Source organism: Streptomyces sp. NPDC050988 (assembly GCF_044456225.1).
Taxonomy (GTDB): domain Bacteria; phylum Actinomycetota; class Actinomycetes; order Streptomycetales; family Streptomycetaceae; genus Streptomyces.
In genome coordinates, this window is record NZ_JBITFQ010000006.1 from 279,905 (window position 1) to 303,085 (window position 23,181).

Below are 23,181 nucleotides of genomic sequence, written 5' to 3' on the forward strand. Positions count from 1 at the left end.
GCCACAGCTACCCCGTGAGCCTCGCATGCAGTGATCGCGCGGAGGCGTCCGTCAGGGACGCGATCTGGTCGACGATCACCCGCTTGCGGGCACGGTCGTCCGACGCCTGGTCGAACAGGGCTCGAAACTGCGGGTCCAGGCCGTCCGGTGCGCGGGCGGTGAGCGCCTCCGCCAGCTCGGCGACGACGATCCGCTGGTCGGCGCGGAGCCGCTCCTGCTCGGCGCGCTGCATGACGTACCGGTCGGCGACGGCCTTGAGGACCGCGCACTCCAGGCGGGCCGCGTGCGGGACGACCAGCTCGGCCGCGTACCGGGTGAGCCGGCCCGTGCCGTACGCCGCGCGCGTCGCGCCCTCCGCGGCGAGGCAGAACCGGCCGATGAGCTGGCTGGTGGCGTCCTTCAGCCGGGCCTGCGCGACCGCGGAGCCGTCGTAGCCGTGCGGCCACCACTCCTGGTCCAGGAGGCGGTCGAGGGCCTCGCCCAGCTCGGCGGGGTCGGTGTCCACCGGGACGTACCGCCCGACGGCCACCGCGAAGATCTCCTGCCGCTCGGGCTCCGCGTGCAGGCAGTTGGGGTCGATGTGGCCCGCGTGCAGGCCGTCCTCGACGTCGTGCACCGAATACGCCACGTCGTCGGCCCAGTCCATGACCTGGGCCTCGAAGGTGGTGCGGGTGCCGGGGGCGCCCTCGCGGACCCAGTCGAAGACGGGGCGGTCGTCGTCGTAGACCCCGAACTTGGGGGACTTCGGGTCGGTCGGGTGGGCGCCGCGCGGCCAGGGGTACTTCGTGGCCGCGTCCAGGGCGGCGCGGGTGAGGTTGAGGCCGACGCTGACGAGGTCGCCGCCCGCAGTGATGGGGGTGCCCCCGCGCAAGTCGCGTTCGCGCGCGGGGGAGGCCGATGTCACGGTCTCGCTTCTCACGAAGCGCTTGGGTTCGATGCGGGTGAGCAGTCTGAGCGACTGCGCGTTGCCCTCGAAGCCGCCGCAGTCCTCCGCGAACTCGTTCAGTGCCTGCTCTCCGTTGTGCCCGAAGGGCGGGTGGCCCAGGTCGTGGGAGAGACAGGCCGCCTCGACGAGGTCGGGGTCGCAGCCGAGGGCGGCGCCCAGCTCGCGGCCGACCTGGGCGCACTCCAGGGAGTGGGTCAGGCGGGTGCGGGGGCTCGCGTCCCAGACCTGGCTCCGGGTGCCGGGGGTGACGACCTGGGTCTTGCCGGCGAGGCGGCGCAGGGCCGAGGAGTGCAGTACGCGCGCGCGGTCACGCTGGAAGGCGGTGCGGCCGGGGCGTTTGTCCGGCTCTGTGGCCCAGCGTTCCACTGACGTGGGGTCGTAGCCGGGGGGTGCGATGTGGTGGTCGTACGGGTTTTGGGTGGTGCCGGTGCTGGTGCCTTCCATGTCTTGAACAGTAAGCGGAGCGGCTGACAATTGGGGCGGGGGTGTTGTGCGCCTGCGCGTCTGCCGGGGGTTGTTCGTTTGCGGGTGCGGGTGCGGGTTGAGTTGGGCTGATCGCGCAGTTCCCCGCGCCCCTTCGGGGCACGGTCGGTGCCGATGCTTTTAGGGGCGCGGGGAACTGCGCGACCAGCCACGACGGACCCGCAGCCGACACACCGGCCCAAGCGGAGCGCCTACGCCGAGGCCAGGGCCGGTGTCTCGGTGATCGCGGTCGCCATCGCCTGGTCGTAGCGGTGAAGGATCAGGCGGGCCATTGACGGGTGGGCGCCGAGGGGGGCCGAGGCGATCCAGGGGGCGGCGGCCGCGCACTCGGTGGAGAAGCGGCCGGGTGCCGTGAAGTAGGAGGCTACGGCGACGCGGTGGCGGCCCCGGGCGGTGAGGGCGCGTACGGCTTCGGGGACGGTGGGGGTCGCGGCGGAGGCGTACGCGGGGACGACGGGGACGCCGAGCCGCTCGGCCAGGAGGCCCGCGGTGCGGCGGGTGTCGACGGCCGCGTCGGGGTCGCGGGATCCGGCGGCGGCGAGCACGACCCCGCTCGCCCTGCGCTCCGCCTCGTCCCGGGGCGCCCGCCAGCCGGCCTCGGTCAGGCGCTCGTACAGCGTCTCCACGAGGAGCGGATGCGGGCCGAGCGGCCCGGCGACGCGGGTGTTCGCCCGGGCGGCGGCCGCGGCCTCGGGGATGTCCTGCTTGACGTGGTAGCCGCGGCTGAGCAGCAGCGGTACGAGGACGGCGTCGCCGGTGCCGAGATCCGCGAGCGTGTCGGGGAGCAGGGGCTCGTTCAGCTCGATGTGTCCCAGGTGCACGGGCAGGCCGGGGCGCAGGTCACGGATCCGGTCCAGGAGGGTCCGGATGGTGCTCAGGGCGCGCGGGTCACGGCTGCCGTGGCCCACGAGGACGAGCGCGGGCGGGGCGGGGCGCCGGGTGCCGTCGAGGGACACGAGGCCGAGCTGGCTGGTGATCCGGTTCATGAGTTGCGCCGTACTGTCGAGGTGGGCGCCACGCAGCGGCTGGCCGCCGGGGCGGGGCTTGGACTCGTCGCGAAGAGGGTTCGACGCCGTCATGCACCGATGGTGCGGGTCGGAGGTTGCCGCCCCGTTGCGCCGGAATGACGGGTGTTTTCCGGCGGTTCACGGTGGGGTGCCCGGGGACTGTGAGGCGCGGTGACCTGCGGTTACGGCTCCCCGGGTGAAGCCGGTCACGGTGCGCCGGGCGAACCGGATCACCGTATTGGGCGTCCTCAGGGGCGAGGCCACCTGGGGAGGGACCGTCCGATGCGTCGTCCGAAGCTGCCGAAGCCGCCGTGGCCGCGCCTGCCGAGACCGCGCCTGCCGAGACCGCGTCTGCCGCGGACCCGGACGGGGCAGCGCCGGGCCGTGCAGGCGGTGATGGCCGGGTGCGTCCTCGCACTGCTTCCGTCGACGTGGATGTATGTGGTCACGGGCGACCGGCTGCGGACCACGGCGGACGTGCCGCGCACCGAGGTGGCGGTCGTCTTCGGGGCGGGGCTGTGGCGCGGCGAGCCGTCGCCGTACCTCGCGCACCGGCTGGACGCGGCGGCCGAGCTGTACCGGGACGGGCGCGTGGAGGTGGTTCTGGTCACCGGCGACAACAGCCGCGAGGACTACGACGAGCCGGACGCCATGCGTACGTACCTCACGGAGCGTGGCGTGCCCGACGCGCGGATCGTCAGCGACTACGCGGGCTTCGACACCTGGGACTCCTGCGTACGGGCCAAGAAGATCTTCGGCGTCGACAGGGCCGTACTGATCAGCCAGGGCTTCCACATCCGGCGGGCGGTCGCGCTCTGCCAGGAGGCGGGCGTCACGTCGTACGGGGTCGGGGTGGACGCCGTGCACGACGCGACCTGGTACTACGGGGGCGCCCGGGAGGTCTTCGCGGCGGGGAAGGCGCTTCTGGACGCGGTCTTCGAACCGGACCCCCACTTTCTCGGGCCCCAAGAGCCGGGCGTGGAAAGGGCGTTGGCGGCGGCCGGCCGATAGCCGACGAGACGCAGATCACGCGTGTCGCCAGGTTTGACGCGCGCCTGTCACCCTGCCGCGTGAAAGCGATTACGCAGCGCTCCGTAATCAACTGATTACGGATAGTGTCTTTTTGAGGGGCTCAGATCCGAACGGGCCCAAGAGAAAGGACACATGATGACTGGTCTGCGTACCGCCTTCGTCGCCGCCATGGCGGCCGCGTTGTTCTCGGCTCCGGCCGCCATGACGACCGCCGTGGCGGACGACGACGAGGTGGCGAAGGAGCCGGGGTGCGCCAAGCTCGGTGCCTACGGCGACGGTTGGGCCGACATCCACAACGTGTGCAACTACACGATCTCCGCCACTGTCGAAGTCGACGGCTTCGACCCGCGCTGTATCCAGATCGGCCCCGGCGGAGTCGGGCGCATCGGTCTGGACCCGGGCGACGTCCCGTACTACGCGTACGTGTGCTGAGCCGGCCGATGAACCGGCGGCTGGGCCGGCGGCGGGACCAGCGACGAACCGGCGGCTGAGTGGGCGCCGCTTCTGAGCGGGGCCGGCGGGACGTCCTCACGTCCCGCCGGTTCCGGCGGGGAGGTCCCCGTGCCTGCCGTGTAACGGGGAGCGTCCCGCCGCGTAACACGGCCGACGCACGCTGACCGGTATGCAGACCACCGCCACGCCCACCCACTGCCCGTACTGCGCCTTGCAGTGCGGGATGAATCTGACGCCCACGCCGGACGGCGGCGGCAGTCCGGTCGAGGTGACGGAGCGCCCGGACTTCCCGGTGAACCGGGGCGCCCTCTGCGGCAAGGGCCGTACGGCGCCCGCGCTGCTCTCCCCCGGGGTGCGGCTGACCTCGCCCCTGATCCGGAGGGCTGGAGTGCTGGAGCCGGCCGGCTGGGACGAGGCGCTCGACCGGATCGCCGAGGAGCTGTCCCGCACGCGTACGGAGCATGGCCCGGACGCGTGCGGGGTGTTCGGCGGGGGCGGGCTGACCAACGAGAAGGCGTACACGCTCGGGAAGTTCGCCCGGGTCGTGCTCGGCACCTCGCAGATCGACTACAACGGCCGCTTCTGCATGTCGTCGGCGGCGGCCGGCGGTATCAAGGCCTTCGGCCTGGACCGGGGACTGCCCTTCCCCCTGGAGGACATCCCGAAGACGGGGTGCGTCATCCTGGTCGGTTCCAACCTCGCCGAGACCATGCCGCCGGCGCTCCGCTATCTCACCGAACTCAAGGAGAACGGCGGCACGTTGGTCGTCATCGACCCGCGCCGCACCCGGACCGCCGAGCAGGCCGACCTGCACCTCGCGCCCCGCCCGGGCACGGATCTCGCCCTGGCCCTCGGGCTGTTGCACCTGGTGGTGGCGGAAGGGCGTACGGACGAGGCGTACATCCAGGAGCGCACCAGCGGCTGGGAGGAGGCGCGGGCCGCCGCGATGGCGCACTGGCCGGAGTACGTGGAGCGGATCACGGGCGTCTCCGTCCCCGAACTCCGGGAGACCGTGCGGCTGTTCTGCGAGCCGGAGTCCGCGATGGTGCTCACCGCGCGCGGGCCCGAGCAGCACTCCAAGGGCACGGACACCGTCGGCGCGTGGATCAACCTCTGTCTGGCGACCGGGCGTCCGGGGCGGCCCCACTCCGGATACGGCTGCCTCACCGGGCAGGGCAACGGACAGGGCGGGCGTGAACACGGCCAGAAGGCCGACCAGTTGCCCGGCTACCGCAAGCTCGACGATCCCGCGGCCCGCCGCCATGTGGCCGAGGTCTGGGGCGTCGACCCCGACTCGCTGCCGGGGCCCGGCCGCAGCGCGTACGAGCTGCTCGACGCCATGGGTACGGACATCCGCGCGCTGCTGCTGATGGCCTCGAACCCGGTGGTGTCCGCGCCCCGAGCCGCCCATATCGAGGAGCGGCTGAAGTCCCTCGACTTCCTCGCGGTCGCCGACGTGGTGCTGTCCGAGACGGCCGAACTCGCGGACGTCGTCCTGCCCGTCACTCAGTGGGCCGAGGAGAGCGGCACGACGACCAATCTGGAGGGGCGGGTCCTGCTGCGCAAGCAGGCGATCACTCCTCCGGAGGGCGTCCACAGCGATCTGCACGTGATGCACGAACTGGCCGACCGGCTGGGCGTGGAGAAGGGATTCCCCACGGACCCGGAGGAGGTCTTCGAGGAACTGCGCCGGGCCAGCGCGGGCGGGCCCGCCGACTACTCGGGCATCACGTATCGCCGTCTGGCGGAGGAGAACGGGGTGTTCTGGCCGTGTCCGGCGGACGGCTCGGCGGACGGCTCCGGGAGTGGCTCGGCGGGTGGCTCCGCCGGAGGCCGGGAGGGTGGTGTCGAGGAGCCCGGGGCCCATCCCGGCACCCCGCGCCTTTTTCTCGACCGGTTCGCCACCCCTGACGGGCGTGCGCGGTTCGTCGCCGTGAACCATCGGCCGCCGGCCGAGGAGCCGGACGAGGAGTATCCGGTGTTGCTGACCACCGGGCGGGTGGTGTCGCAGTACCAGTCCGGTGCGCAGACCCGGCGTGTGGACGAGCTGAACGCCGCCGCGCCGAGTTCGTTCGTGGAGTTGCATCCCCGGCTGGCCGAGCGGGTCGGGGCCGTGGAGGGGGAGCCGCTGGCCGTGGTGTCGCGGCGCGGACGCGCGGTCGCGCCCGCGCGGATCACCACCTCCATCCGGCCCGACACCGTGTTCATGCCGTTCCACTGGCCGGGCGAGGGACGGTCCAACACGTTGACCAATCCGGCGCTCGACCCGACCTCGCGCATGCCGGAGTTCAAGGCCTGTGCGGTGCGGGTGGAGAGGGTTGAGCGGGTGGGCTGAGCTTGTCAGTCCGCTGCGGGCCGGCTGTGGCTGATCGCGCCCACGCGGCGGAGCCGCATATCGACACAGCCCCGCGCCCCTGGAGGGGCGCAGCCCCTCCCAGAGCATGCCGCCCCGGGGTATCTCCGACATGCGCGGGTGCGTGCCTCGGTTCAGGATGGGTTCATGGACCGCCTGGGCGACGGACTGTTGCTGGGGGTGCTGGACGCGACCCCCGCCTGTGTCGGCATCCTCGATCCCGAACTCCGCTATCTGTACGTCAACCCGGCGCTGGCCCGCCTCAGCGGGAAGCCCGCCGATGAGCACCTGGGCCGGGCCGTCGAGGAAGTACTGCCGTTCACGGGTCGCGGCAAGGGCGTACTGCGTGAGGTGCTGGCCGACGGGCGGTCCCGCGAGGGCATCAACGACGGCGTGACGCTCTCCGGGGCGGGCCTGGAGCACCACAGCTGGCGTGGCGCGTACCACCGCCTTGAGGCCGATGGGGACGTCGTGGGCGTTGCCGTGGTCATCATGGTGATCAACGGCGTGCGCCATCAGCACAGGGAGCTGGAGCGGGTGCGGAAACGGCTGGCTCTGCTGGACCGCGCCGCCACCCGCATCGGCACCACGCTCCGCGTCGACGACACCTGCGCCGAGCTGGCCGACTTCCTCTCCTCGGAGCTCACCGACATGGCCGCGGTGATGATGTACCCGGCCCCGCACGGCTCCGAGCACCTCCCCGAACACCGTCCGCCGACCGAGCGGCACGGTCCGGTCCTGCTGCGGATGGCGGGGGTCGCGGCCGTGCCCCATCTCCAGGACTATCTGGTGGAGATCAGCGCGACCGTGGGCGAGCAGTTGCACTACCGGCACGGGTCGAGCGTCCAGCGCTGCCTGGACAGCGGCCGTCCCGTGGTGGAGAACCAGCTCAGCGCCGAGGAACTGAGCCGTTCCATACCCGACATGGAGCATTTCCCGGCCCATCGCGCGGTCGGTGTCCACTCCGACCTGGTCGTGCCGCTGACCGCACGCGGCAATCTGATGGGAGTGGTCGTGCTCGTCAGGGTCGGGGACTCACCGCCCTTCGAGGACCAGGACGTCGTGATGGCCCAGGACCTGGTGGGGCGCGCCGCGATCGGCCTCGACAACGCCCAGCGCTATGCCCGCGAGCACGGCATCGCGGTGGAGCTGCAGCGCGCGCTGCTCGCCGAAGGGCCCTGTCCCCACCCCGGGATCGAGGTGGCCTCGCGCTATCTGCCCGCCGGGGACAGCGCGTTGGTGGGCGGTGACTGGTACGACATCATGCCGCTGTCCCGCGGGCGCACGCTGCTGGTCATGGGCGATGTGATGGGCCACGGCATCGAGGCCGCGGTTGCCATGAGTCACTACCGGGCGATGCTCCGGGTCGTGGCCGCCGACGATCTGCCGCCGCACGCCGTGCTGGAACGCCTGGACGAGCTGATCACCCGCTCCGGCACCGACCGTCCCGCCACCTGTCTGCTGGTTCTGGCCGATCCGGAGAACGGCGAGTGCCTCTACACCAGCGCCGGGCATCTGCCGCCCGCGATCCTGGACGCCGACGGCAGGGTCAGCCTGTTCCCCGTGCCGGTGGGTCCGCCCCTGGGCACCGGGTTCGGCGGCTACGAGATGGTCACCGGCTGCTGCGCTCCCGACCGGACCCTGCTCCTCTACACCGACGGCCTGGTCGAGCGCAGGGAACAGGACGTCGACGAGTGGCTGGGCCGCCTCACCCGACAGCGCCTCCCCAGCGACGGCTCCCTGGAGGACCAGTTGGCCGTCCTCTTGGCGGGCCTCGTCCCGGGCGGCACGGCGGAGGACGACGTGGCGGTGATGGCGGCGCGGCTGCGTCCCTAGAGTGCCGTCGCAAGCCCGGTCGCAAGCCCGGTCGCAAGTCCGGTCGCAAGTCCGGTCGCAAGTCCGGTCGCAAGTCCGGTCGCGTGGGTGGGCGGCCGCTCCGCATCATGTGATCCCCCGCCTCAGCGCGTCCGCCAGTCGCCCCCGTCGATGCGCCTGCCCCTCGCCCGCAGCGCCGCCGCGACCGACGGGGCCGCCACGTACACCCAGGCCCGTACGTCCGTGCCGTCCTCGCGGGTCACCTCTCTGGCCACGCGCTCGTAGAGGTTGGCGGGGTCGCCCGGGGCGTACTCCTCCAACCGGTCGAGGGTGCCGAGGAGTTGGCCGTACTGGTCGGGGTCGGCCGTGACGAGTTCTCCGCACACCACGCCGCCGGGTTCCTCGACGGCGTACGGGTAGCCCGGCCCGTCGTAGAGCACCGCGCCGGTGAGTCGTCCCGGCACCTCCGAGCGCGTACGGCCGCGCAGGAAGAGGTCGTGGTTGTGCTCGCCGGGGCGCAGGGTCCCGTAGACGAAGAAGGGCAGTCGGCCGCTCACCCGGTGGTCTCCTCTCCCCGGTGTCTCCGGGCTTGCTCCCCCAGCGTCTCCGGGCTCGCTCTGCCCAGCGTCTCCGGGCTCGTTCCCACCTGCCTCTCCCGGCGTGCCCGGACCTTTGGCCTTTGGCCTTTGCAGAAACGATTCTCACCCCTCACACATCCCCACACATCCCCCGGCAGTCCGCTATGGACATGCCAGGTCCGGGCCACCTAGAACTGTGCGGACACCCCCCACCAGCCACTCCCCACTCCCCCCACCACCACGCGTTTCGCGTGCCTTCCCGAGGAGTTCGATGAGTCGGACACGGCACATCCGAGGCTCGCGCCTCGCCACCGTCGGTATATCGGCGGCGGCCACCACTCTGCTGGCGGGGGCGCTGGCCCCGAGCGCGGTGACGGCCGACGAACCGACCCGGGACACCGTCCTCGGCAACGCGGCGGCGGTGCTCGCCGACCAGGCCGCCCGGCTGGGCCTCACCTCCGCGCAGGGCACCAGGGCCCGTGACGTGGTCGTCGACGCGGACGGCACCCAGCATGTGCGCTACGACCGGACCTACCGCCAACTCCCCGTACTGGGCGGCGACTTCGTGGTCCACCTGACGGCAGCCGGCGACTACCGGTCCACCGACCGGGCCACCACGCGTCCGCTCTCCCTCGCGAGCATCACGCCGTCGGTGTCCGCCCCGAAGGCCGCCGACCTGGCCGCCGCCGCACTGCGTCTGGCGAACGTCGGCGAGACGCTCCGCAAGATAACCGCCAAGCCCCAGTTGGTGGTTGACGCCCTGCACGGCACTCCCAGGCTGGCCTGGCGCACCGAGGCCGGGGGCAAGGACTCGCTCGGCAACCCGGTCGCCCGCGTGGTCCTCACGGACGCGGTGACCGGCAAGCAGATCGACGCCTGGGACAGCATCGAGACCGCGACCGGGGACGGCCGTTCCCTCTACAGCGGCAAGGTCCCGCTGGAGACGACGCGGTCCGGTTCGACGTACCAACTCTCCGACCCCACACGGGGAAACACGTACACGGGCGACACCAAGAACAAGACCGACTCCTGCATCCTCATCATCTGTTACCAGCGCGCCCCCGCGCCCGTCCTCACCGACGCCGACAACCACTGGGGAACCGGGGCGACTTCGAGCCGTGCCTCGGCGGCGGTGGACGCGCAGTACGGCACCGACACCACCTGGGACTACTACAAGAACGTCCACAAGCGCACCGGCATCGCGGGCGACGGCAAGGGCTCGTTCAACCGGGTGCACTACGGCAGCGCGTACAACAACGCCTTCTGGGACGACAGTTGCTTCTGCATGACGTACGGGGACGGTGACGGGAAGACCTTCGGACCGCTGGTGTCCCTGGACGTGGCCGGGCACGAGATGTCCCACGGCGTGACGTCCAAGACGGCCGCGCTGACGTACTCGGGCGAGCCCGGCGGTCTGAACGAGGCGACGTCGGACATCTTCGGCACGCTGGTGGAGTTCTACGCCAAGAACCCCGCCGACCCCGGGGACTGGCGGATCGGCGAGAAGATCGTGAAGTCCGGCTTCGGCCGCTCCGCCCTGCGCTACATGGACCAGCCCTCCAAGGACGGCAACTCCGCGGACTGCTGGACCTCCACGGTCGGTGACCTGGACGTCCACTACTCCTCCGGCGTCGCCAACCACTTCGCGTACCTGCTCGCGGAAGGCAGCGGCCCGAAGACCATCGGCGGCGTCGCCCACAACGGCACGACCTGCAACGGCGCGAAGGTGACCGGCATCGGCAAGGCCAAGCTCGGCGCGATCTGGTACCGGGCGCTCACGGTCTACATGACGTCGTCGACGAAGTACACGGGCGCGCGGGTCGCCACGCTGAGCGCGGCGAAGGATCTGTACGGGGCGGGGAGCACGGAGTACCGGGCGGTGGGGGCGGCCTGGTCGGCGGTGTCGGTGAACTGACGCCGGAGGCGTGGGGCGGGGCGAGGGCTGCGCCTGTGCGGTGGCCCGGGGCGGCGCGGGGCGGGGCGAAGGCCGCGGCTGGGCGGCGGCCTGGGCGACACGGCAGGAGGTGGGAGCCGCGAGCGCCGCCCCACGCCGCCGTCCGCGCCACCGAGGCCCGGCGCCCGCACCCGTCCGGGCTCGGGCTCGTGCTCGGCCGAGAAACCGCGTTGCCCCGGCCCCACCCCGCCACTAGGGTCGGTCGGGTGACTGCCGGGTCGGCCTTGGGCCATGCACGAGTGGGGTTCCCGGCCTCGGCGTGAGCGCGAGGCGGGCCAGAGCCCCGCCCTTTCTCCGTGTCTTTGCGGCAGGCGCCCCGCCCGAGCGGGCGACGCGCCATCTCCCAGAGCGTCCCTGCGCGTCCACACACGCCCGTCGACGCGCGCACTCGAAGACCCGGAGACACCTCACTGATGTCACATGACCAGCAGCACCCGAACACCCCCGAACTGCCCACGACCACAGCCCAGTTGAACCACACCGTCGTCTACGCGACGGACCGGCACCTGTCGGCCGAGTTCCTCGCCGCGGTCCTGGAGCTGAAGGTCAGCGCCCCCTTCGGGCCGTTCCTGCCCGTCGACCTCGACAACGGCGTGACCCTCGACTACTACGAGTTCAGGGACGGACCGATCCAGCCCCAGCACTACGCGTTCCTCGTGCCCGACGCCCGCTTCGACGCCATGATCGCCCGCCTGGAGGTCCTCGGGGTCACGTACTACGCGGACCCCCGCCACACCGAACCCGGCCGGACCAACGACCTGTTCGGCGGCCGCGGGGCCTACTTCGCCGACCCGGACGGCCACAACATGGAGATCATGACCCGGCCCTACGCCCGTCCCTGACGGTCAGATCACACGGAAGAGATCGGCGGCGGCGTGGACGTCGGTGAGGTCCTCGACGGCGCGGAGGTTGTCGCACAGGGCGTCCAGCACCGAGTCGGCCTCCGCGACGCGCGAGGCACCGATGGCCACGCCGAAGACCCGGAAGCCCAACCGGTGCTTGGCGTCGTTCCAGCCGCGCATCCATTCCTCGGTGACGCCGCAGTCGTCGTCGGTGAGCATCACGATGTCGCCGCGCATACGGGCGGCGTCGTTGAACTCCTCCTCCAGCAAGGCACCGGCCGCCGACAGCGGCCTCTGGTAGCTGGTGCCGCCGCCGAGGAAGGTCTCCGCGAAGTCGAGGACCTGGGCGACGTCGGCGGGCCGGTCGGCCGGGAAGCGGAAGACCTTGAGCTTGTCGGCGGCGGAGAACAGGATGCCGACGAAGTCACGCCCCGCGTGCCGGGCCTGGTCGAGCAGCGCCAGGGCGCACGCCTTGGCCCACGCCTCCCGGGTGATTCCGCCGGGCCCCGCCTCGTACATGGAGTGCGAGGTGTCCACGCACGCGATGATCGCGCCCCGGCCCGTGGCCTGCTCGCCCTGGCTGTCGTAGAGCATCAGCTCCCCGGCGGCGTAGCGCGCGGCGAACACCGCACGCAGCGCGGGCAGTCCGAGGTTGGCCAGCTCGGAGGGGATGACGCGGGAGAGGTCGTTGCCTAGCGTGACGCCGACCAGCTCGCCGGTGGCGTTCTCCACCTTGCGGGCACGCTCGGCGCCCGCCATCTGCCGGAAGCGGCCGATGAGTTCGGCCCACTCGGCGAGCCGACTGGTGCGCAACCGCTCGGCCAGCCGGGCCCGTTGGTCGAACGGCATCCGCTCCAGTTCGCCGGGGCCGACACCCCATGCCCGCATCAGCGCGGCCTCGGCGCGGGCGCCCTCGGCGGCGTTCGCCGCGGCGTTCCGCGCGGCGACCCGGATGCCGGGGGCTGCCGCCGCGAGGGCCTGGTCTGCACCCTGAGCTGCTTGCTGGGCGGCGGCTTCGGAGGCTTCGGCTGCCTCGATCCTCTGTTGTACGGCGTCGGCGGCGGCCGGGGTTGGCGGGGCGCCGTCCTCGTCGGCCCCCTCGGCCCCTTCGGGCTCGTCGGGCTCGTCGGCTGCCTGTTGGAGCGCCTCGGCGACGGCGGTCGCCGCGCGTTCGGTGTTCTGCTGGGCCTTTCTCGCCTGCTCGGCCTTGTCCTGGGCGTCCCTGGAGTGGTCCAGCATCCGGCGCAGCGCGGTGGCCTGGGCTAGTACGGCCATGGCGGCGGCGTAGGGGTCTCCGGCCGTCTCGCGGCGCAGTTCGGTGAACTCCGGTGACTCCGCCAGTGACGTGACGACCTGATGGTTGAGCAGTCGGGAGGGGCTCATCTCCGCGCGCTCGCGCAGGCGCGGGTTGACCTTGTAGGCGGCCAGGAACACGTCGGTCAGGAGATCCGTGGTGTGGTCGCAGGGGCGGGCGGAGGTGTGGTCGTGGGAGCGGGCGGAAGCGCGGCCGTAGGCGTCGCCGTGGGTGCGGCCGTAGGCGTCGTCGTGGGTGCGGCCGTAGGCGTCGTCGTGGGTGCGGCCGTAGGCGTGGTCGTAGTGCCCGCTCAGCTCCTCCGCCAGCTCGCGCAGTGCGGCCGACTGCTCGTAGGTGTCGCGCCAGGTGATCCGGTCGAACCGGTCCGCGACCACGGCCGCGGCGTGCCGCTCGGGAGCGGCGGCGGACAGGCTCAGCCACTTCCCGGCCCGGCGGGCCAGCTCGTCGAGCGTGCCCGGTGTCCCGCCCGTCGTCTCACTCGGCGTCTCACCCATGGTCGTCGTCCTGATCCCTCCCCGGCGTTCAGAGCTGCGCCTGCACCATGCTCGCGTCCATGCCGAGGGCCTCGGTGAGGACGCGGGCGCGGACGGCTCGCTGGCGGCCGGTGACCCGGTCGATGGCGGCGGTGGAGCGGCCGGCGCCCGCGGCCTCCTCGCGGAGCGTCTCCAGCCGCTTGCCCGCCATGGCGAGCTTGTTGTGGGCCTTCTTGATGACCCACTCGCTCAGTGCCTCGCGGGACTGCCCTGCCATGGCGTCGAGTTGGGCCTCCAGCTCCTCGATGTCGTCGGCGAGGTCGAGCGCCTCCTTGGCGTCGGGGTTGACCAGTTGCAGCACCTCGCGCTCGACGGTCGGGCGCTCGGCCGGGGAGTCCCACAGGACGTGGGTCAGCACCGGCAGGTCGGTCTCGGCGACCGCCGGGCGGCCGTCGAGGTACGCGGACGCCTGGAGCAGGCCCACCGCCTGCCGCCAGCGGCGGTCGGAGGCGACGAGTTCCTTGCGGCGCAGGGCGGCCCGCAGCGTGCACACCGCGTCCACGATCGCGTCGGGGACGTCCACGGCCGGGACGGCTTCCGTCACGGCGTGCTGCAACGCGGCCAGTTCGACCGTGGTCCGGGTCGGTGCAGCCGGGCGGCCGACGGCGGAGCGGACCAGCGCGGCGAAGTTCGAGGGGTCCGCCAGGTAGCCGACCTCGATGCGCACGAGCAGCCGGTCGTAGATCGCGGCTGTGTCCTCCCCGCTGGGCAGTTCGTTGCTCGCCGTGATGGCCCCGATCAGGGGGCATCGGATCGGCTCGCCGCCGCTCTCGGGGTGGTAGATCCGCTCGTTGAGGAAGCCCAGCGTCTCGTTCAGCGCCGCCGTGGAGCACTTGAAGATCTCGTCGATGAACGCGATGTGCGCGGTCGTGGCGCGGCCGTCGTAGACCTGGCGGTACTCGCCCCGGGCCAGCGCGGCGACGTCGATGGGGCCGAACATCCGCGTCGGCGCGGTGAACTTCGACAGCAGGATCTCCCAGTACGCCGCCCCCTCGAACCTGCCCGTGAGCTCCCGGGCCAGCTCGGACTTCGCCGTCCCGGGCGGGCCGAGCACCAGCGAGTGCTGTCCGGCGAGCAGCGTCACCAGCAACGTCCGCACGACGTCGGCCCGTTCGTAGAAACGGTCCGACAGCTCGTCGCCGATCGCCCGCAGCCTCTTGGCGGTGTCCGGTGCGTCCAATGCATCCGATGGGTGCGATGCGTCCGACGGTGCGTCCGATGCGTGCGATGCCTCCGATGCATCACCTGCGTCCGCTGTGTCCGCTGTGTCCGTCGCGTCCGGCCCGCCCTGCGCACCCATACATCCAACTCCTTGCCTGTGCGGCCCTGTTGGGCCGGCGAGACCGGCCCCTCCGCCCTTTCCCCAAGCAAGATAGAGCCGTCCTGGCTCCGAGATCATCCCGTGGCGAATTCCGGTGCCCCCGGTCATGCTCCTGTGAAACTCTGAACCAATGCCCGAATCCCGGTACCGCGGTGACACATCCAGCAGGTCGCACGGTGCGCGCCTGGCCACGTACAGCGCCGTCTCCGCGGCTCTGGCCAAGTACGGCGACGCCGAACTGAACGGCCTCGTGCACGGGGCGGCGCCGCTCGGTTCCGGCATCGGCGGACGGTCGGCGCTCCTGGACGTCGACGGCACCCAGGTCTTCGTCAAACGCGTGCCCCTGACCCCGGCGGACACGCTGCCGGAGAACGTCGGCTCGACCGCGAACGTCTACGGGCTGCCCGCCATCTGCCACTACGGCATCGGCGGGCCCGGCTTCGGCGCCTGGCAGGAACTGGCCGTGCACGAGATGACCACGAACTGGGTGCTCGCGAACGACTTCCAGGGCTTTCCGCTGACGTACCACTGGCGCGTACTGCCGGACTACGCGAGCGGCTCGGGCAATCCGGACGGCTCGGGTGACGCACCGGCCCTCCCCGAGGAGTTGGCCGACGTCGACCAGGTCGTCGCGTTCTGGGACGGCAGCCCGGAAGTACGCAAGCGGCTCGAAGGGCTCCGGGAGGCCTCGGCGAGCCTCACCCTCTTCCTGGAGTACGTCCCGGGGACCCTCCACGACTGGCTCGGCGAACGGATCGAGGAGGGCGGCGAGTCGGCGGACCGGGCGTGCTCCTGGGTGGACGAGGCCCTGCACGCGGGCACGTCCTTCATGAACTCGCGCGGGCTCATCCACTTCGACGCCCACTTCGAGAACATCCTGACCGACGGCCGGCGCCTGTACTTCGCCGACTACGGCCTGGCCCTGTCCTCCGGTTTCGGCCTCTCCCCGGAACACACCCGCTTCTTCGAGCGGCACCGGACGTACGACCGCTGCTACACGATGACCTACCTGGTGAAATGGCTGATCACCGCCGTCTACGCGTACGGGAGGGACGAGCGCGAAGAGATGATCCGCGCCTGCGCCCAAGGCGCCAACCCCGCCGAACTCCCCGATGCCGCCGCGGCGATCGTGACGCGATACGCCCCGCTGGCCACGGTGTTCGCGGACTTCAGCCGCACGCTCCAGGACGAGAGCAGGCGGACCCCGTATCCGTCGGAGGAGCTGCACCGGATCGGCGTCGACCACGGCCTGTTCGCCTCCTGACGGCTGCCCTACGACTGCCCCACGACTGATTACGACCGACTACGGAGCCCCATGCCGCCGAAGACGAAGATGCACGCCGACGAACTCGACATCGACGCCGCACTCGTCGGCCGGCTGGTGGCGGAGCAGTTCCCCGAGTGGGCGGAACTGCCCGTCCGGGAGGTCCGTTCCGCCGGGACCGACAACGCCATGTACCGGCTGGGCGACGACATGGTCGTACGGCTGCCGCGGCTGCCCGGTGGGGCCCGGCAGGTGGACAAGGAGCAGCGGTGGCTGCCGCGGCTGGCGCCGCACCTCCCGCTGGCCGTGCCGGTACCGCTCGCCAAGGGGGCGCCCGGTGAGGGGTACGCGCTGCCGTGGGGTGTGTTCCGCTGGCTGGACGGCGACAATGTCTACGACGCGCCTCTCACCGGGCACACCGAACTCGCCGACGCCGCCGTCGAGTTGGGCCGGTTCGTCGCGGCGCTGCGGAAGGTCGACGCCACCGGTGGGCCGCCGTCCTGGCGTGGCGGGCCCCTCACCGACGACGGTGAGGACGACGTCCGTGCCGCGATCCGCGACCTGGGCGCGGCCGGCACGCTGGACGCGGACCTCGCGACCGCCACCTGGGAAGAGGCCCTGCGGCTCCCCCGGTGGGGCGGCGACCCGGTCTGGCTCCACGGCGACCTCCTGCCGGGCAATCTGCTCGCCCACGGAGGCCGTCTCAGCGCGGTCATCGACTTCGGCGGCCTCGGCGTCGGCGACCCGGCGGCCGACGTACTCGCTGCCTGGGCCGTCTTCACCTCCGAGACCCGCGGCCTGTTCCGCGAGGCGGCCGACGTCGACGACGCGACCTGGGCCCGGGGCCGCGGCTGGGCCCTGTGCTTCGGCCTGGTGGCGGAGCACCACTACCGGATCACCAATCCCGTACTCGCCGCCGTGGCACACCGGGCGGTGGCGGAGGCGCTGGGCGAGTACGGGGCCCGGGCGGGGGGTTGAGACGAAAGGCCGGGGCCGAGTCCGGGGCGGGGCCGTGCCGGCGCCGGGGCTGGAGCCAAGGCCGGGGCCGTGCCAAGGCCGGGCGCTGAGGCCATGCCGGGGCGGGGTGCTCAGGCCGTGCCAGGAGCCAGGCACTGACGCTGTGCCGGAGCCGGGCGCTCAGGCCGTGCCAGGGCCGTGCCCTGAGGCGGCTCGGTTCCGGTCACCCCCCGTACGGCCGGACCGACTTCGCCTCCCGCAGCGCCAGCCCCCACCACGCCAGCTGGTCCAGCATCACCTTTGCCGCCGCGTCCGGGGCCGAGGGGTCCTTGTGGCGGCCCTGGTCGTCGAAGGACGCGCCCGCGTTGTGGAAGGACACCGTGTCGCGGACGGTGACGGCGTGGAGTTCGGCGAAGACCTGGCGGAGCTGCTCGACGGCGCGCAGGCCGCCCGAGAGGCCGCCGTAGGAGACGAAGGCGACGGGCTTGGCGCGCCACTCGTGGAAGTGCCAGTCGATGAGGGCCTTGAGGGACGCGGGGAAGGAGTGGTTGTACTCGGGGGTGAGGACGACGAAGGCGTCGGCGGCGGCCAGGTGGGGGGTGACCTTGCCCAGCTCGGCGGTCACCTCGGCGGACGGGGAGTGGGAGAGGGCCGTCGGCAGGTGTACGTCGGCGGTGTCGACGACGTCCACCGCGAGGTCGGCCCGGTCCCGGATCCGGCCCAGCAGCCACTCCGCGACGACCGGCCCGAACCGGCCCTCCCTGTTGCTCCCGACGATCACGGCGATCTTCAGGGGTTCAGGGGGAGAGACGGGCTCCGGGAGGGAGACGGGCGCGGGGAGGGGGACTGGAACCTCTGTGGTGGAGTTCATGCGGCCCAGCCTCATACCTCAACCAAAATTGAGGTCAAGCCGTAGTCCTGGCGAGCCAGATGCATCACCTTGCATCGACACTCCCTACGCCCGAAGCCACCACGCTCGCGCTCACTCACTGGGCCTTGGGCGGCATCGGTCCCCCTCCTCACCCCGAACGCCTCACCGCGCTGGTCGATAGCGGCACTCCCGGAGAGGCGGTGACCGCGAGTGCGTGACGTCGAACTCCTCCACGCCACCAAGGAACTCCTCGGCCGCGCCCACATCCAACGCCGCCCCCAAATCCAGGCCACCACCCTCGGCGGCTACCCGGCACACACCGCGGCAGACCGCCACGGACCACGGCGAACCCCAACCGCTCACCGCCGCCGTGACTCACCATCAGCCCAGCCAAGCACAACTCGGCGGGGCTGACGTTTATTATTGAAAACTCCTTCTCACCAGCCGATTGAAGAATTTCCGTGCGCGCAACAATGCCCCAAACATACGGAACTCGACACTTTAGGTCGATTAGAAGGAACCGAAGAACCGGTCCCACCAACTAGGCTCGCCGGAACCGTGAAAAAGCAGGCGCGCAGCTCCGTCATAGCGGTTCGTAAGAAGTTCTTCCGGAATCACGACGTACCCCAGTCCGGAAAGAGCTCGCCCTACCTTTTCAAGGTCACTCGCGTCGAGTTCACCTTCGGCGCGCGCATCGTCCGTACCGAAGAAGGCACCAGGATTATCTGCGGCCACCATAGCCAGCGGCTTGAACCTGCTCACTAGGACAACGATCCTCGTCCCGCAAACTGCGACTTCTCCCGGAACATCAATTCGGCCATACTGAGCGGAGTCCTGAATATCTCGATCGATTTCACAACGCGTCGAGAAGTGAGAATCGATCTGCCCGACCAGGCGACTAAATAAAGCTGCGGCTTCAGTGCCACTGTAGCCAGATGGAAACTCTAGCCATTCGGGATCATCCAGTCGGCGCAATATTTCCATCAGATTTCTGTCTCCCTCCATGACCCTCCGCCCGTATCAAATAGACCAGCATTCACATCGATCGATCCGCTTCTTCAATCCGGGAATGCCGTGAGAAACTTTCCCGTGAGAGGTTCGTAACGCACCAGGATTCTCACCCCTCCCACAGTTCCGATCACATTCTGAACCGCAGGGTCTCCCGCCTTGGTCCGCAGAGTTATCTCGGCATGCTTGGCAGATCCCTTGTACCAGGCCCTTTGACTATTTGAACTTGTCACTACGTCAGCAACAGAATCCAGAGTTTGGTCATCAGACCACCCATCCGGGAATGCATCCTTGCCTGGTGTCCCGGGGTACCCGTGATTATCAAGAATATGCCCCGACCTCTCGTCACCGATCAGATCACGACCAATGCCACAATTGCTGTTGTGAACGAGTACCGGTGTTGCCCCAGCCATCACATAGTACGTGTGCTACGCGGACCCCTCCACCTGCTTTTTCGCAGGTCAAGCGCAGTTTGCTGGTCCGGTGAAGTGCGTGGGTGTCCGTGGTTGTGCGGGGTTGTTGCCGTCGCTACTGCCGTCAGACGGTTCAGCCCAGGTACGGCTTCTCGCGCTGTTCCAGGAAATGCTGGAGCCTGAGTCGTTGGGTGTGGTGCATCGGCAACTGCTCGATCTCTTCCGGCGGCACGAACCGGAGTTCGGTGGACTCGTCGGAGATTGCCAGTTGGCCGCTGGTGATGCGGGCGGTGAAGCAGACGTTGAACTGGCGTCGGACCTCGCCGTCGGTGTAGGCAATGATGTGTTTCGGGTCGGTGTAAGTGCCGACCAGACCGGTGATCTCGACATCGAGGCCGGTCTCTTCCTTGACCTCGCGAACGGCCGTGCCCGGCAGGGAGTCGGTAAGGTCCATACCGCCTCCGGGCAAAGCCCACAGGCCGTTGTCGCGGCGGCGCTGGAGGAGGATGCGCCCGCGATCGTCGGTGACGACGGCGGATGCGGCGACGACCATGCTGTTCGGCTCGGGCGCGCTGGGGTCGTCGTAGTACTCGGTGCGGGCCACGGTCAGCCTTCCTCTCGTACGGGGGTTGCTGTCGTCCACACGGCGTCGAAGCTCTCGGCGTAGGTGTCGAACATGCCGCCTGTCTCGTGTCGGCGAAGATGCCACACGGGGGCGGCATACGCGTTGACGCCCCAGACGTGTGCGTTGACGAGTTGCTGGTCGTCGGCGCGGTAGAGGGAGTTGTAGAGCGTGGTTTCGTGGGTGCGGACTTCGATGCCGGGGGTGCCGGCGAGCGGCCTGTAGTGCATGAGTGCGAGGCGGCAGCGGGATTCGATGCCGTGGCCGAACCGCTCCTCCTGGCCGCGGGCTTGGACGTTGTCGCTGCCGGGGTCCCCGATCGCGATGCGGACGGTGCAGCCTTCGGCGGCGCGTTCGGTGAGGAGTTCTTTCAGCCGCGGGTACGCCTCGTGGAGGAAGACAGCCGCGTAGACGAGGATGTCGATCCGTTCCCGGGCCTGGGCCATCAGGTCGGTGAACGCCGAGACGGGGATGTCGGCGCGCTGCTCGTAGAGCGCCACCAACTCAGGGCTGATGGCGCGGGCGGGACGGGCCTGGCGGAGCGCCGGCCAGAGTGCGTGCACGTCTTCTCCCAGGGCCTTGGCCGCTTGGAGGGCGGTGGCACGACGTGGGATACGCCCGAGGTTCACCCAGCGCTCGACCGACTTGGGGTCGACCTCGACCTGCTGAGCGAGTGCGGCGTACGTCCAGCCCCCCGCCGCCATGACGGCTCGTAGTCTCTCGTTCGGCACGAGTCTCCCCCTTCGTCTCAGGACGGCACTAGGGACGTTCTACACAGTGCAGGACGTCCCGAAGTGGGGTTTGGTGGAGGTTCCTTCGTCCCGGTGACCGGCGTGAGGATCGGTGTCGACCCTGCGGCACCAGCAAGCCCAGGGGGTATGCATCAACGCCGCCGAGGAGCGTCACCGTGCGAATGAGCGCCACCCCATGTGTTCCCGCCCGGCGACTGGACGCCCGGTCGCGCGCCGCTTCGCCGGGGTGGTCACGATGACGGCCCCCACCCCTGATGCCGACGGGCACACCGTCTCGCCCGATGCCGGCGCACTGGTGGTCGACCGGCGGAGCGGCAAGGTGGGCGTGGTGATGGGACATGCGGGGCCCTACGTGCAGCTTCGGCCACCGCGCGGTGGCCGGGAGTGGGACGTGCCGCCCGAGGACGTACGTCCACCGACTCCGACGGAGGAGTTGAGCGCGAAGCTGGCCGCGGCCAACCGGAGGTGGGGACGGTGACACCTCGCTCGGTCCTGCGCTACGAGACCTGGACGCTCCAGCCCGACCGCGAGCCGGACGCGGAGCCGGTCCTGTACGCGATGCAGTGCGCCGTGGACGGAGAGACCTCACCGACAAGCGAGGACTTCACCGAACCGCAGGACTGGGTGCTGCGGCACTGCGGTCAGAACCCGTCCCACCACACCTACCGGGAGATCATCACCCGCCCGTGGCGGACCTGGCGCCAGACGTGACCCGCCTCGCTCGCCCAGGCGCCGCACCGCGCTGACCCACCCGACTCCCGTCCCTGCCGGGCGCAGCCGATCGAGGCTCCCCCGCACTCGTCAGCCCCGGCAGGGACGGGCCCTTACGTGCGTGCCGGGCCCATGGTCATGAGGCTTTGGCCTCAGCCACAGAAAGTCAGCCACGACGGCGGGCGCGACGACCGATCACCCGCCACGTGTGTCTCGCTCAACCCCGCACCGGAATCAGCCTCGTTGTCTCCATCGTCACTGCCCCCAGCCAGGCAGCAACCATGGGCGTCCAGGACTGCGCGAGCCCGCCGGGCAGCCTCTCAGGTGCCCGGCCAGTCTGCAGCTGAGCGGTCGGACCGGGGCTTCCGATTGGTGGTCCGGCTTACGCTCCCGGGCTCTGCGCGCCGACTGGTCGGCATCCGTCGCCAGCGGGGCGGCAGACAGGAGCGGGCGGCGGTCACCGACCGCCGGCGCGCGGCCGCCCGCGCCAGCGGGACGCCCTTGACGGACTCCGCATCACCTGCCAGTGCTGTGCCCAGAGAAAAGACACTGTTCGGCGGTCCTGCTGCGCCATCTGCCAGTGCTGTGCGAAGCGGCGTCGCCGCTGACCGTGACGTACGTCCACGCGGTCCTCAAGTCCGCCCTGGCATACGGCGTCTGCAAGGACGAACTGCCGCGCAACGTCGCCCGGAACTTCAAGACGACCACGTCCCGTCCCCGGCGTTTCCAGCCGCTCACCGCCGCCGAAGCCCGGCGGTTCCTCCAGTCGGCAGGCGACAACCGGCTTCATGCCCTGTACGAACTCGCCCTGCGCACCGGACTCCGCAAAGGCGAACTCCTCGGCCTCCACTGGGAAGACCTCGACCTCAACGGCGGCACCGCCACCATCCACCGCTCCCGCAGCCAGGGCCTGACTGTCCTGAACACCAAGACCCTCGCCTCCGAACGCCGCATCGCCCTCCCCACCAAATGCATCAGCTCCCTCAAGATCCACCAGGAACAGCAGCAGGAAGAGTGCCAGGCGGCCGGAACGGGCTGGACGGACAACCGGCTCGTCTTCACCACCCCGAACGGCCAGCCGCTCGACCCCACCAACCTCACCCGCCGCTTCCGCCGCCTCCTCCACAAGGCCGGGCCCGGACGATCCGCTTCCACGACCTCCGCCACTCGACCGCCACCCTCCTCCTGGAACAAGGCGTCGATCTCGTCGTCATCAAGGAACTCCTCGGCCACGCCCACATCGGCGTCACAGCCGGCGTCTACGCCCACGTCCGACTCCGCCTCCAACGCCAGGCCATCGACACCCTCGGCGACGCACTCAGCCCCACCGACGACCCTGACGCCCCACCCACCGCAGCCGTCGTCCGCCGACGTTGCCGTCAGCGTTGCCGTCAAACGACCGCAGAGGCCCCGCTGGAACATTCCAGCGGGGCCTCTGCATTTCATTCTTCATTTCCTCCGAGACAGGCGACCTACTCCGGAGGAATTCGCTGAATAACTGGATTTGCAGACAATCCGGGAATTTCAGCGATCAGCCGATAATGTGCCGCTCTCAGAAAAATGAGAATCTCTCGCACGAGTTCCTCGCGCCCCACGAACGCCTGCACGGGACGCTTCGATGAGCTCACCGCGATGAGATCACCATTCTGGCGCAGGTGAATAACCTCATCGCTTTCCGTAAACCCGAACGCAGCATCCTCACCCAATGAGATTCGCTTCGCCGCACCAGAAAGGGACAAGGCCAGGTCGACGAGCGTCACAAATCTCTTCTTCGAGACGATCTCGGCGTCATCAACCGCCAGTTCGAAGTTCACCCCGAAGTACTTGTAGCGGAGGTCCATCTCCGTGGCGGCAGCCGGATCGCCCTGCCTGGCGGCGTCCCAGGTCTTGATCCAGGCCGAACCCGGCTCCGGGAGATAGAAGGAGAGATGAATCACGCTTTTCCTCACTC

At 70.4% G+C, this 23,181-nt stretch carries 20 protein-coding genes and 1 pseudogene; 11 read left to right on the plus strand and 10 right to left on the minus strand.

The features are described from left to right. Window positions 1-7: 7 nt before the first annotated feature. Complete coding sequence (locus tag ACIBEI_RS17020; protein WP_398889404.1) at window positions 8-1,390, minus strand: deoxyguanosinetriphosphate triphosphohydrolase; 1,383 nt, start codon at window positions 1,388-1,390, stop codon at window positions 8-10. Between the two features lie 230 nt (window positions 1,391-1,620). Then, window positions 1,621-2,508, minus strand: coding sequence for a sirohydrochlorin chelatase (locus tag ACIBEI_RS17025; protein WP_398889406.1), 888 nt, complete (start codon window positions 2,506-2,508; stop codon window positions 1,621-1,623). Window positions 2,509-2,718: 210 nt separating this feature from the next. On the opposite strand from ACIBEI_RS17025, the gene ACIBEI_RS17030 reads away from it, so the two are divergent. The 4 genes from ACIBEI_RS17030 (at window position 2,719) to ACIBEI_RS17045 (ending at window position 8,110) form a co-directional block, all read left to right on the plus strand. Further along, complete coding sequence (locus tag ACIBEI_RS17030) at window positions 2,719-3,447, plus strand: vancomycin high temperature exclusion protein (RefSeq protein ID WP_398889408.1); 729 nt, start codon at window positions 2,719-2,721, stop codon at window positions 3,445-3,447. A gap of 156 nt (window positions 3,448-3,603) precedes the next feature. After that, a complete protein-coding gene (locus ACIBEI_RS17035) occupies window positions 3,604-3,900 on the plus strand; it encodes a hypothetical protein (protein ID WP_398889410.1) in 297 nt (98 codons plus the stop codon). A gap of 190 nt (window positions 3,901-4,090) precedes the next feature. Then, window positions 4,091-6,256, plus strand: coding sequence for a molybdopterin oxidoreductase family protein (locus tag ACIBEI_RS17040; RefSeq protein WP_398889411.1), 2,166 nt, complete (start codon window positions 4,091-4,093; stop codon window positions 6,254-6,256). Between the two features lie 165 nt (window positions 6,257-6,421). Next, window positions 6,422-8,110: a SpoIIE family protein phosphatase gene (locus ACIBEI_RS17045; protein WP_398889413.1), complete on the plus strand. Its 1,689-nt coding sequence runs from the start codon at window positions 6,422-6,424 to the stop codon at window positions 8,108-8,110. Between the two features lie 122 nt (window positions 8,111-8,232). Here ACIBEI_RS17045 and ACIBEI_RS17050 read toward each other — a convergent pair whose 3' ends face one another. Beyond that, entirely contained in the window at window positions 8,233-8,646 is a 414-nt protein-coding gene (locus tag ACIBEI_RS17050) for a gamma-glutamylcyclotransferase family protein (protein ID WP_398889415.1), read from the minus strand. Window positions 8,647-8,938: 292 nt separating this feature from the next. Here ACIBEI_RS17050 and ACIBEI_RS17055 point away from each other — a divergent pair, with 292 nt between their 5' ends. Beyond that, window positions 8,939-10,582: a M4 family metallopeptidase gene (locus ACIBEI_RS17055; RefSeq protein WP_398889417.1), complete on the plus strand. Its 1,644-nt coding sequence runs from the start codon at window positions 8,939-8,941 to the stop codon at window positions 10,580-10,582. Window positions 10,583-11,034: 452 nt separating this feature from the next. Further along, the gene (locus tag ACIBEI_RS17060; RefSeq protein WP_398889419.1) at window positions 11,035-11,463 is read left to right on the plus strand and encodes a VOC family protein; all 429 of its coding nucleotides are present in this window, start codon (window positions 11,035-11,037) and stop codon (window positions 11,461-11,463) included. A 3-nt stretch (window positions 11,464-11,466) separates the two neighbouring features. On the opposite strand, the gene ACIBEI_RS17065 is transcribed toward ACIBEI_RS17060, so the two are convergent. Further along, window positions 11,467-13,272 (minus strand): VWA domain-containing protein, encoded by a 1,806-nt coding sequence (locus ACIBEI_RS17065; RefSeq protein WP_398889421.1) that lies wholly within the window; start codon window positions 13,270-13,272, stop codon window positions 11,467-11,469. A gap of 28 nt (window positions 13,273-13,300) precedes the next feature. Next, window positions 13,301-14,491: an AAA family ATPase gene (locus ACIBEI_RS17070; RefSeq protein ID WP_398889422.1), complete on the minus strand. Its 1,191-nt coding sequence runs from the start codon at window positions 14,489-14,491 to the stop codon at window positions 13,301-13,303. 271 nt (window positions 14,492-14,762) lie between these two features. On the opposite strand from ACIBEI_RS17070, the gene ACIBEI_RS17075 reads away from it, so the two are divergent. Then, window positions 14,763-15,896 carry a protein kinase family protein gene (locus ACIBEI_RS17075; RefSeq protein ID WP_398889424.1) on the plus strand — a complete coding sequence of 378 codons (1,134 nt, stop codon included), beginning with the start codon at window positions 14,763-14,765 and terminating at the stop codon, window positions 15,894-15,896. A 51-nt stretch (window positions 15,897-15,947) separates the two neighbouring features. Beyond that, window positions 15,948-16,874 carry an aminoglycoside phosphotransferase family protein gene (locus ACIBEI_RS17080; protein WP_398889426.1) on the plus strand — a complete coding sequence of 309 codons (927 nt, stop codon included), beginning with the start codon at window positions 15,948-15,950 and terminating at the stop codon, window positions 16,872-16,874. Between the two features lie 202 nt (window positions 16,875-17,076). Here the strand turns inward: ACIBEI_RS17080 and ACIBEI_RS17085 are convergent, their stop codons facing one another. From ACIBEI_RS17085 to ACIBEI_RS17100, 4 genes are all read right to left on the minus strand, one after another. Further along, window positions 17,077-17,724, minus strand: a complete 648-nt coding sequence (locus tag ACIBEI_RS17085; RefSeq protein ID WP_398889428.1) for an NADPH-dependent FMN reductase — start codon at window positions 17,722-17,724, stop codon at window positions 17,077-17,079. A 510-nt stretch (window positions 17,725-18,234) separates the two neighbouring features. Continuing rightward, window positions 18,235-18,708 carry a hypothetical protein gene (locus ACIBEI_RS17090; RefSeq protein ID WP_398889430.1) on the minus strand — a complete coding sequence of 158 codons (474 nt, stop codon included), beginning with the start codon at window positions 18,706-18,708 and terminating at the stop codon, window positions 18,235-18,237. A gap of 570 nt (window positions 18,709-19,278) precedes the next feature. Continuing rightward, window positions 19,279-19,749, minus strand: coding sequence for an NUDIX domain-containing protein (locus ACIBEI_RS17095; RefSeq protein WP_398889432.1), 471 nt, complete (start codon window positions 19,747-19,749; stop codon window positions 19,279-19,281). Between the two features lie 2 nt (window positions 19,750-19,751). Next, the gene (locus ACIBEI_RS17100) at window positions 19,752-20,471 is read right to left on the minus strand and encodes an XRE family transcriptional regulator (protein WP_398889607.1); all 720 of its coding nucleotides are present in this window, start codon (window positions 20,469-20,471) and stop codon (window positions 19,752-19,754) included. Between the two features lie 283 nt (window positions 20,472-20,754). Between ACIBEI_RS17100 and ACIBEI_RS17105 the strand changes: the two genes are divergently transcribed. The 3 genes and pseudogenes from ACIBEI_RS17105 to ACIBEI_RS17115 form a co-directional block, all read left to right on the plus strand. Next, window positions 20,755-20,997, plus strand: coding sequence for a hypothetical protein (locus tag ACIBEI_RS17105; protein WP_398889434.1), 243 nt, complete (start codon window positions 20,755-20,757; stop codon window positions 20,995-20,997). Then, complete coding sequence (locus ACIBEI_RS17110; RefSeq protein WP_351695022.1) at window positions 20,985-21,230, plus strand: hypothetical protein; 246 nt, start codon at window positions 20,985-20,987, stop codon at window positions 21,228-21,230. The genes ACIBEI_RS17105 and ACIBEI_RS17110 overlap by 13 nt, the downstream gene beginning before the upstream one ends. A gap of 491 nt (window positions 21,231-21,721) precedes the next feature. Continuing rightward, window positions 21,722-22,598: pseudogene (locus tag ACIBEI_RS17115) on the plus strand (tyrosine-type recombinase/integrase); the annotation flags it as partial. A gap of 104 nt (window positions 22,599-22,702) precedes the next feature. On the opposite strand, the gene ACIBEI_RS17120 reads toward ACIBEI_RS17115, so the two are convergent. Further along, window positions 22,703-23,167 carry a hypothetical protein gene (locus ACIBEI_RS17120; RefSeq protein WP_398889436.1) on the minus strand — a complete coding sequence of 155 codons (465 nt, stop codon included), beginning with the start codon at window positions 23,165-23,167 and terminating at the stop codon, window positions 22,703-22,705. Window positions 23,168-23,181: the final 14 nt, after the last annotated feature.

Bases quoted from the DNA above. Each gene is read 5' to 3' on its own strand.
- ACIBEI_RS17020 (WP_398889404.1), bottom strand. From the start codon at position 1,390: ATGGAAGGCACCAGCACCGGCACCACCCAAAACCCGTACGACCACCAC.
- ACIBEI_RS17025 (WP_398889406.1), bottom strand. From the start codon at position 2,508: ATGACGGCGTCGAACCCTCTTCGCGACGAGTCCAAGCCCCGCCCCGGC.
- ACIBEI_RS17030 (WP_398889408.1), top strand. From the start codon at position 2,719: ATGCGTCGTCCGAAGCTGCCGAAGCCGCCGTGGCCGCGCCTGCCGAGA.
- ACIBEI_RS17035 (WP_398889410.1), top strand. From the start codon at position 3,604: ATGACTGGTCTGCGTACCGCCTTCGTCGCCGCCATGGCGGCCGCGTTG.
- ACIBEI_RS17040 (WP_398889411.1), top strand. From the start codon at position 4,091: ATGCAGACCACCGCCACGCCCACCCACTGCCCGTACTGCGCCTTGCAG.
- ACIBEI_RS17045 (WP_398889413.1), top strand. From the start codon at position 6,422: ATGGACCGCCTGGGCGACGGACTGTTGCTGGGGGTGCTGGACGCGACC.
- ACIBEI_RS17055 (WP_398889417.1), top strand. From the start codon at position 8,939: ATGAGTCGGACACGGCACATCCGAGGCTCGCGCCTCGCCACCGTCGGT.
- ACIBEI_RS17060 (WP_398889419.1), top strand. From the start codon at position 11,035: ATGTCACATGACCAGCAGCACCCGAACACCCCCGAACTGCCCACGACC.
- ACIBEI_RS17065 (WP_398889421.1), bottom strand. From the start codon at position 13,272: ATGGGTGAGACGCCGAGTGAGACGACGGGCGGGACACCGGGCACGCTC.
- ACIBEI_RS17075 (WP_398889424.1), top strand. From the start codon at position 14,763: ATGCCCGAATCCCGGTACCGCGGTGACACATCCAGCAGGTCGCACGGT.
- ACIBEI_RS17080 (WP_398889426.1), top strand. From the start codon at position 15,948: ATGCCGCCGAAGACGAAGATGCACGCCGACGAACTCGACATCGACGCC.
- ACIBEI_RS17085 (WP_398889428.1), bottom strand. From the start codon at position 17,724: ATGAACTCCACCACAGAGGTTCCAGTCCCCCTCCCCGCGCCCGTCTCC.
- ACIBEI_RS17090 (WP_398889430.1), bottom strand. From the start codon at position 18,708: ATGGAAATATTGCGCCGACTGGATGATCCCGAATGGCTAGAGTTTCCA.
- ACIBEI_RS17100 (WP_398889607.1), bottom strand. From the start codon at position 20,471: ATGGCGGCGGGGGGCTGGACGTACGCCGCACTCGCTCAGCAGGTCGAG.
- ACIBEI_RS17105 (WP_398889434.1), top strand. From the start codon at position 20,755: ATGACGGCCCCCACCCCTGATGCCGACGGGCACACCGTCTCGCCCGAT.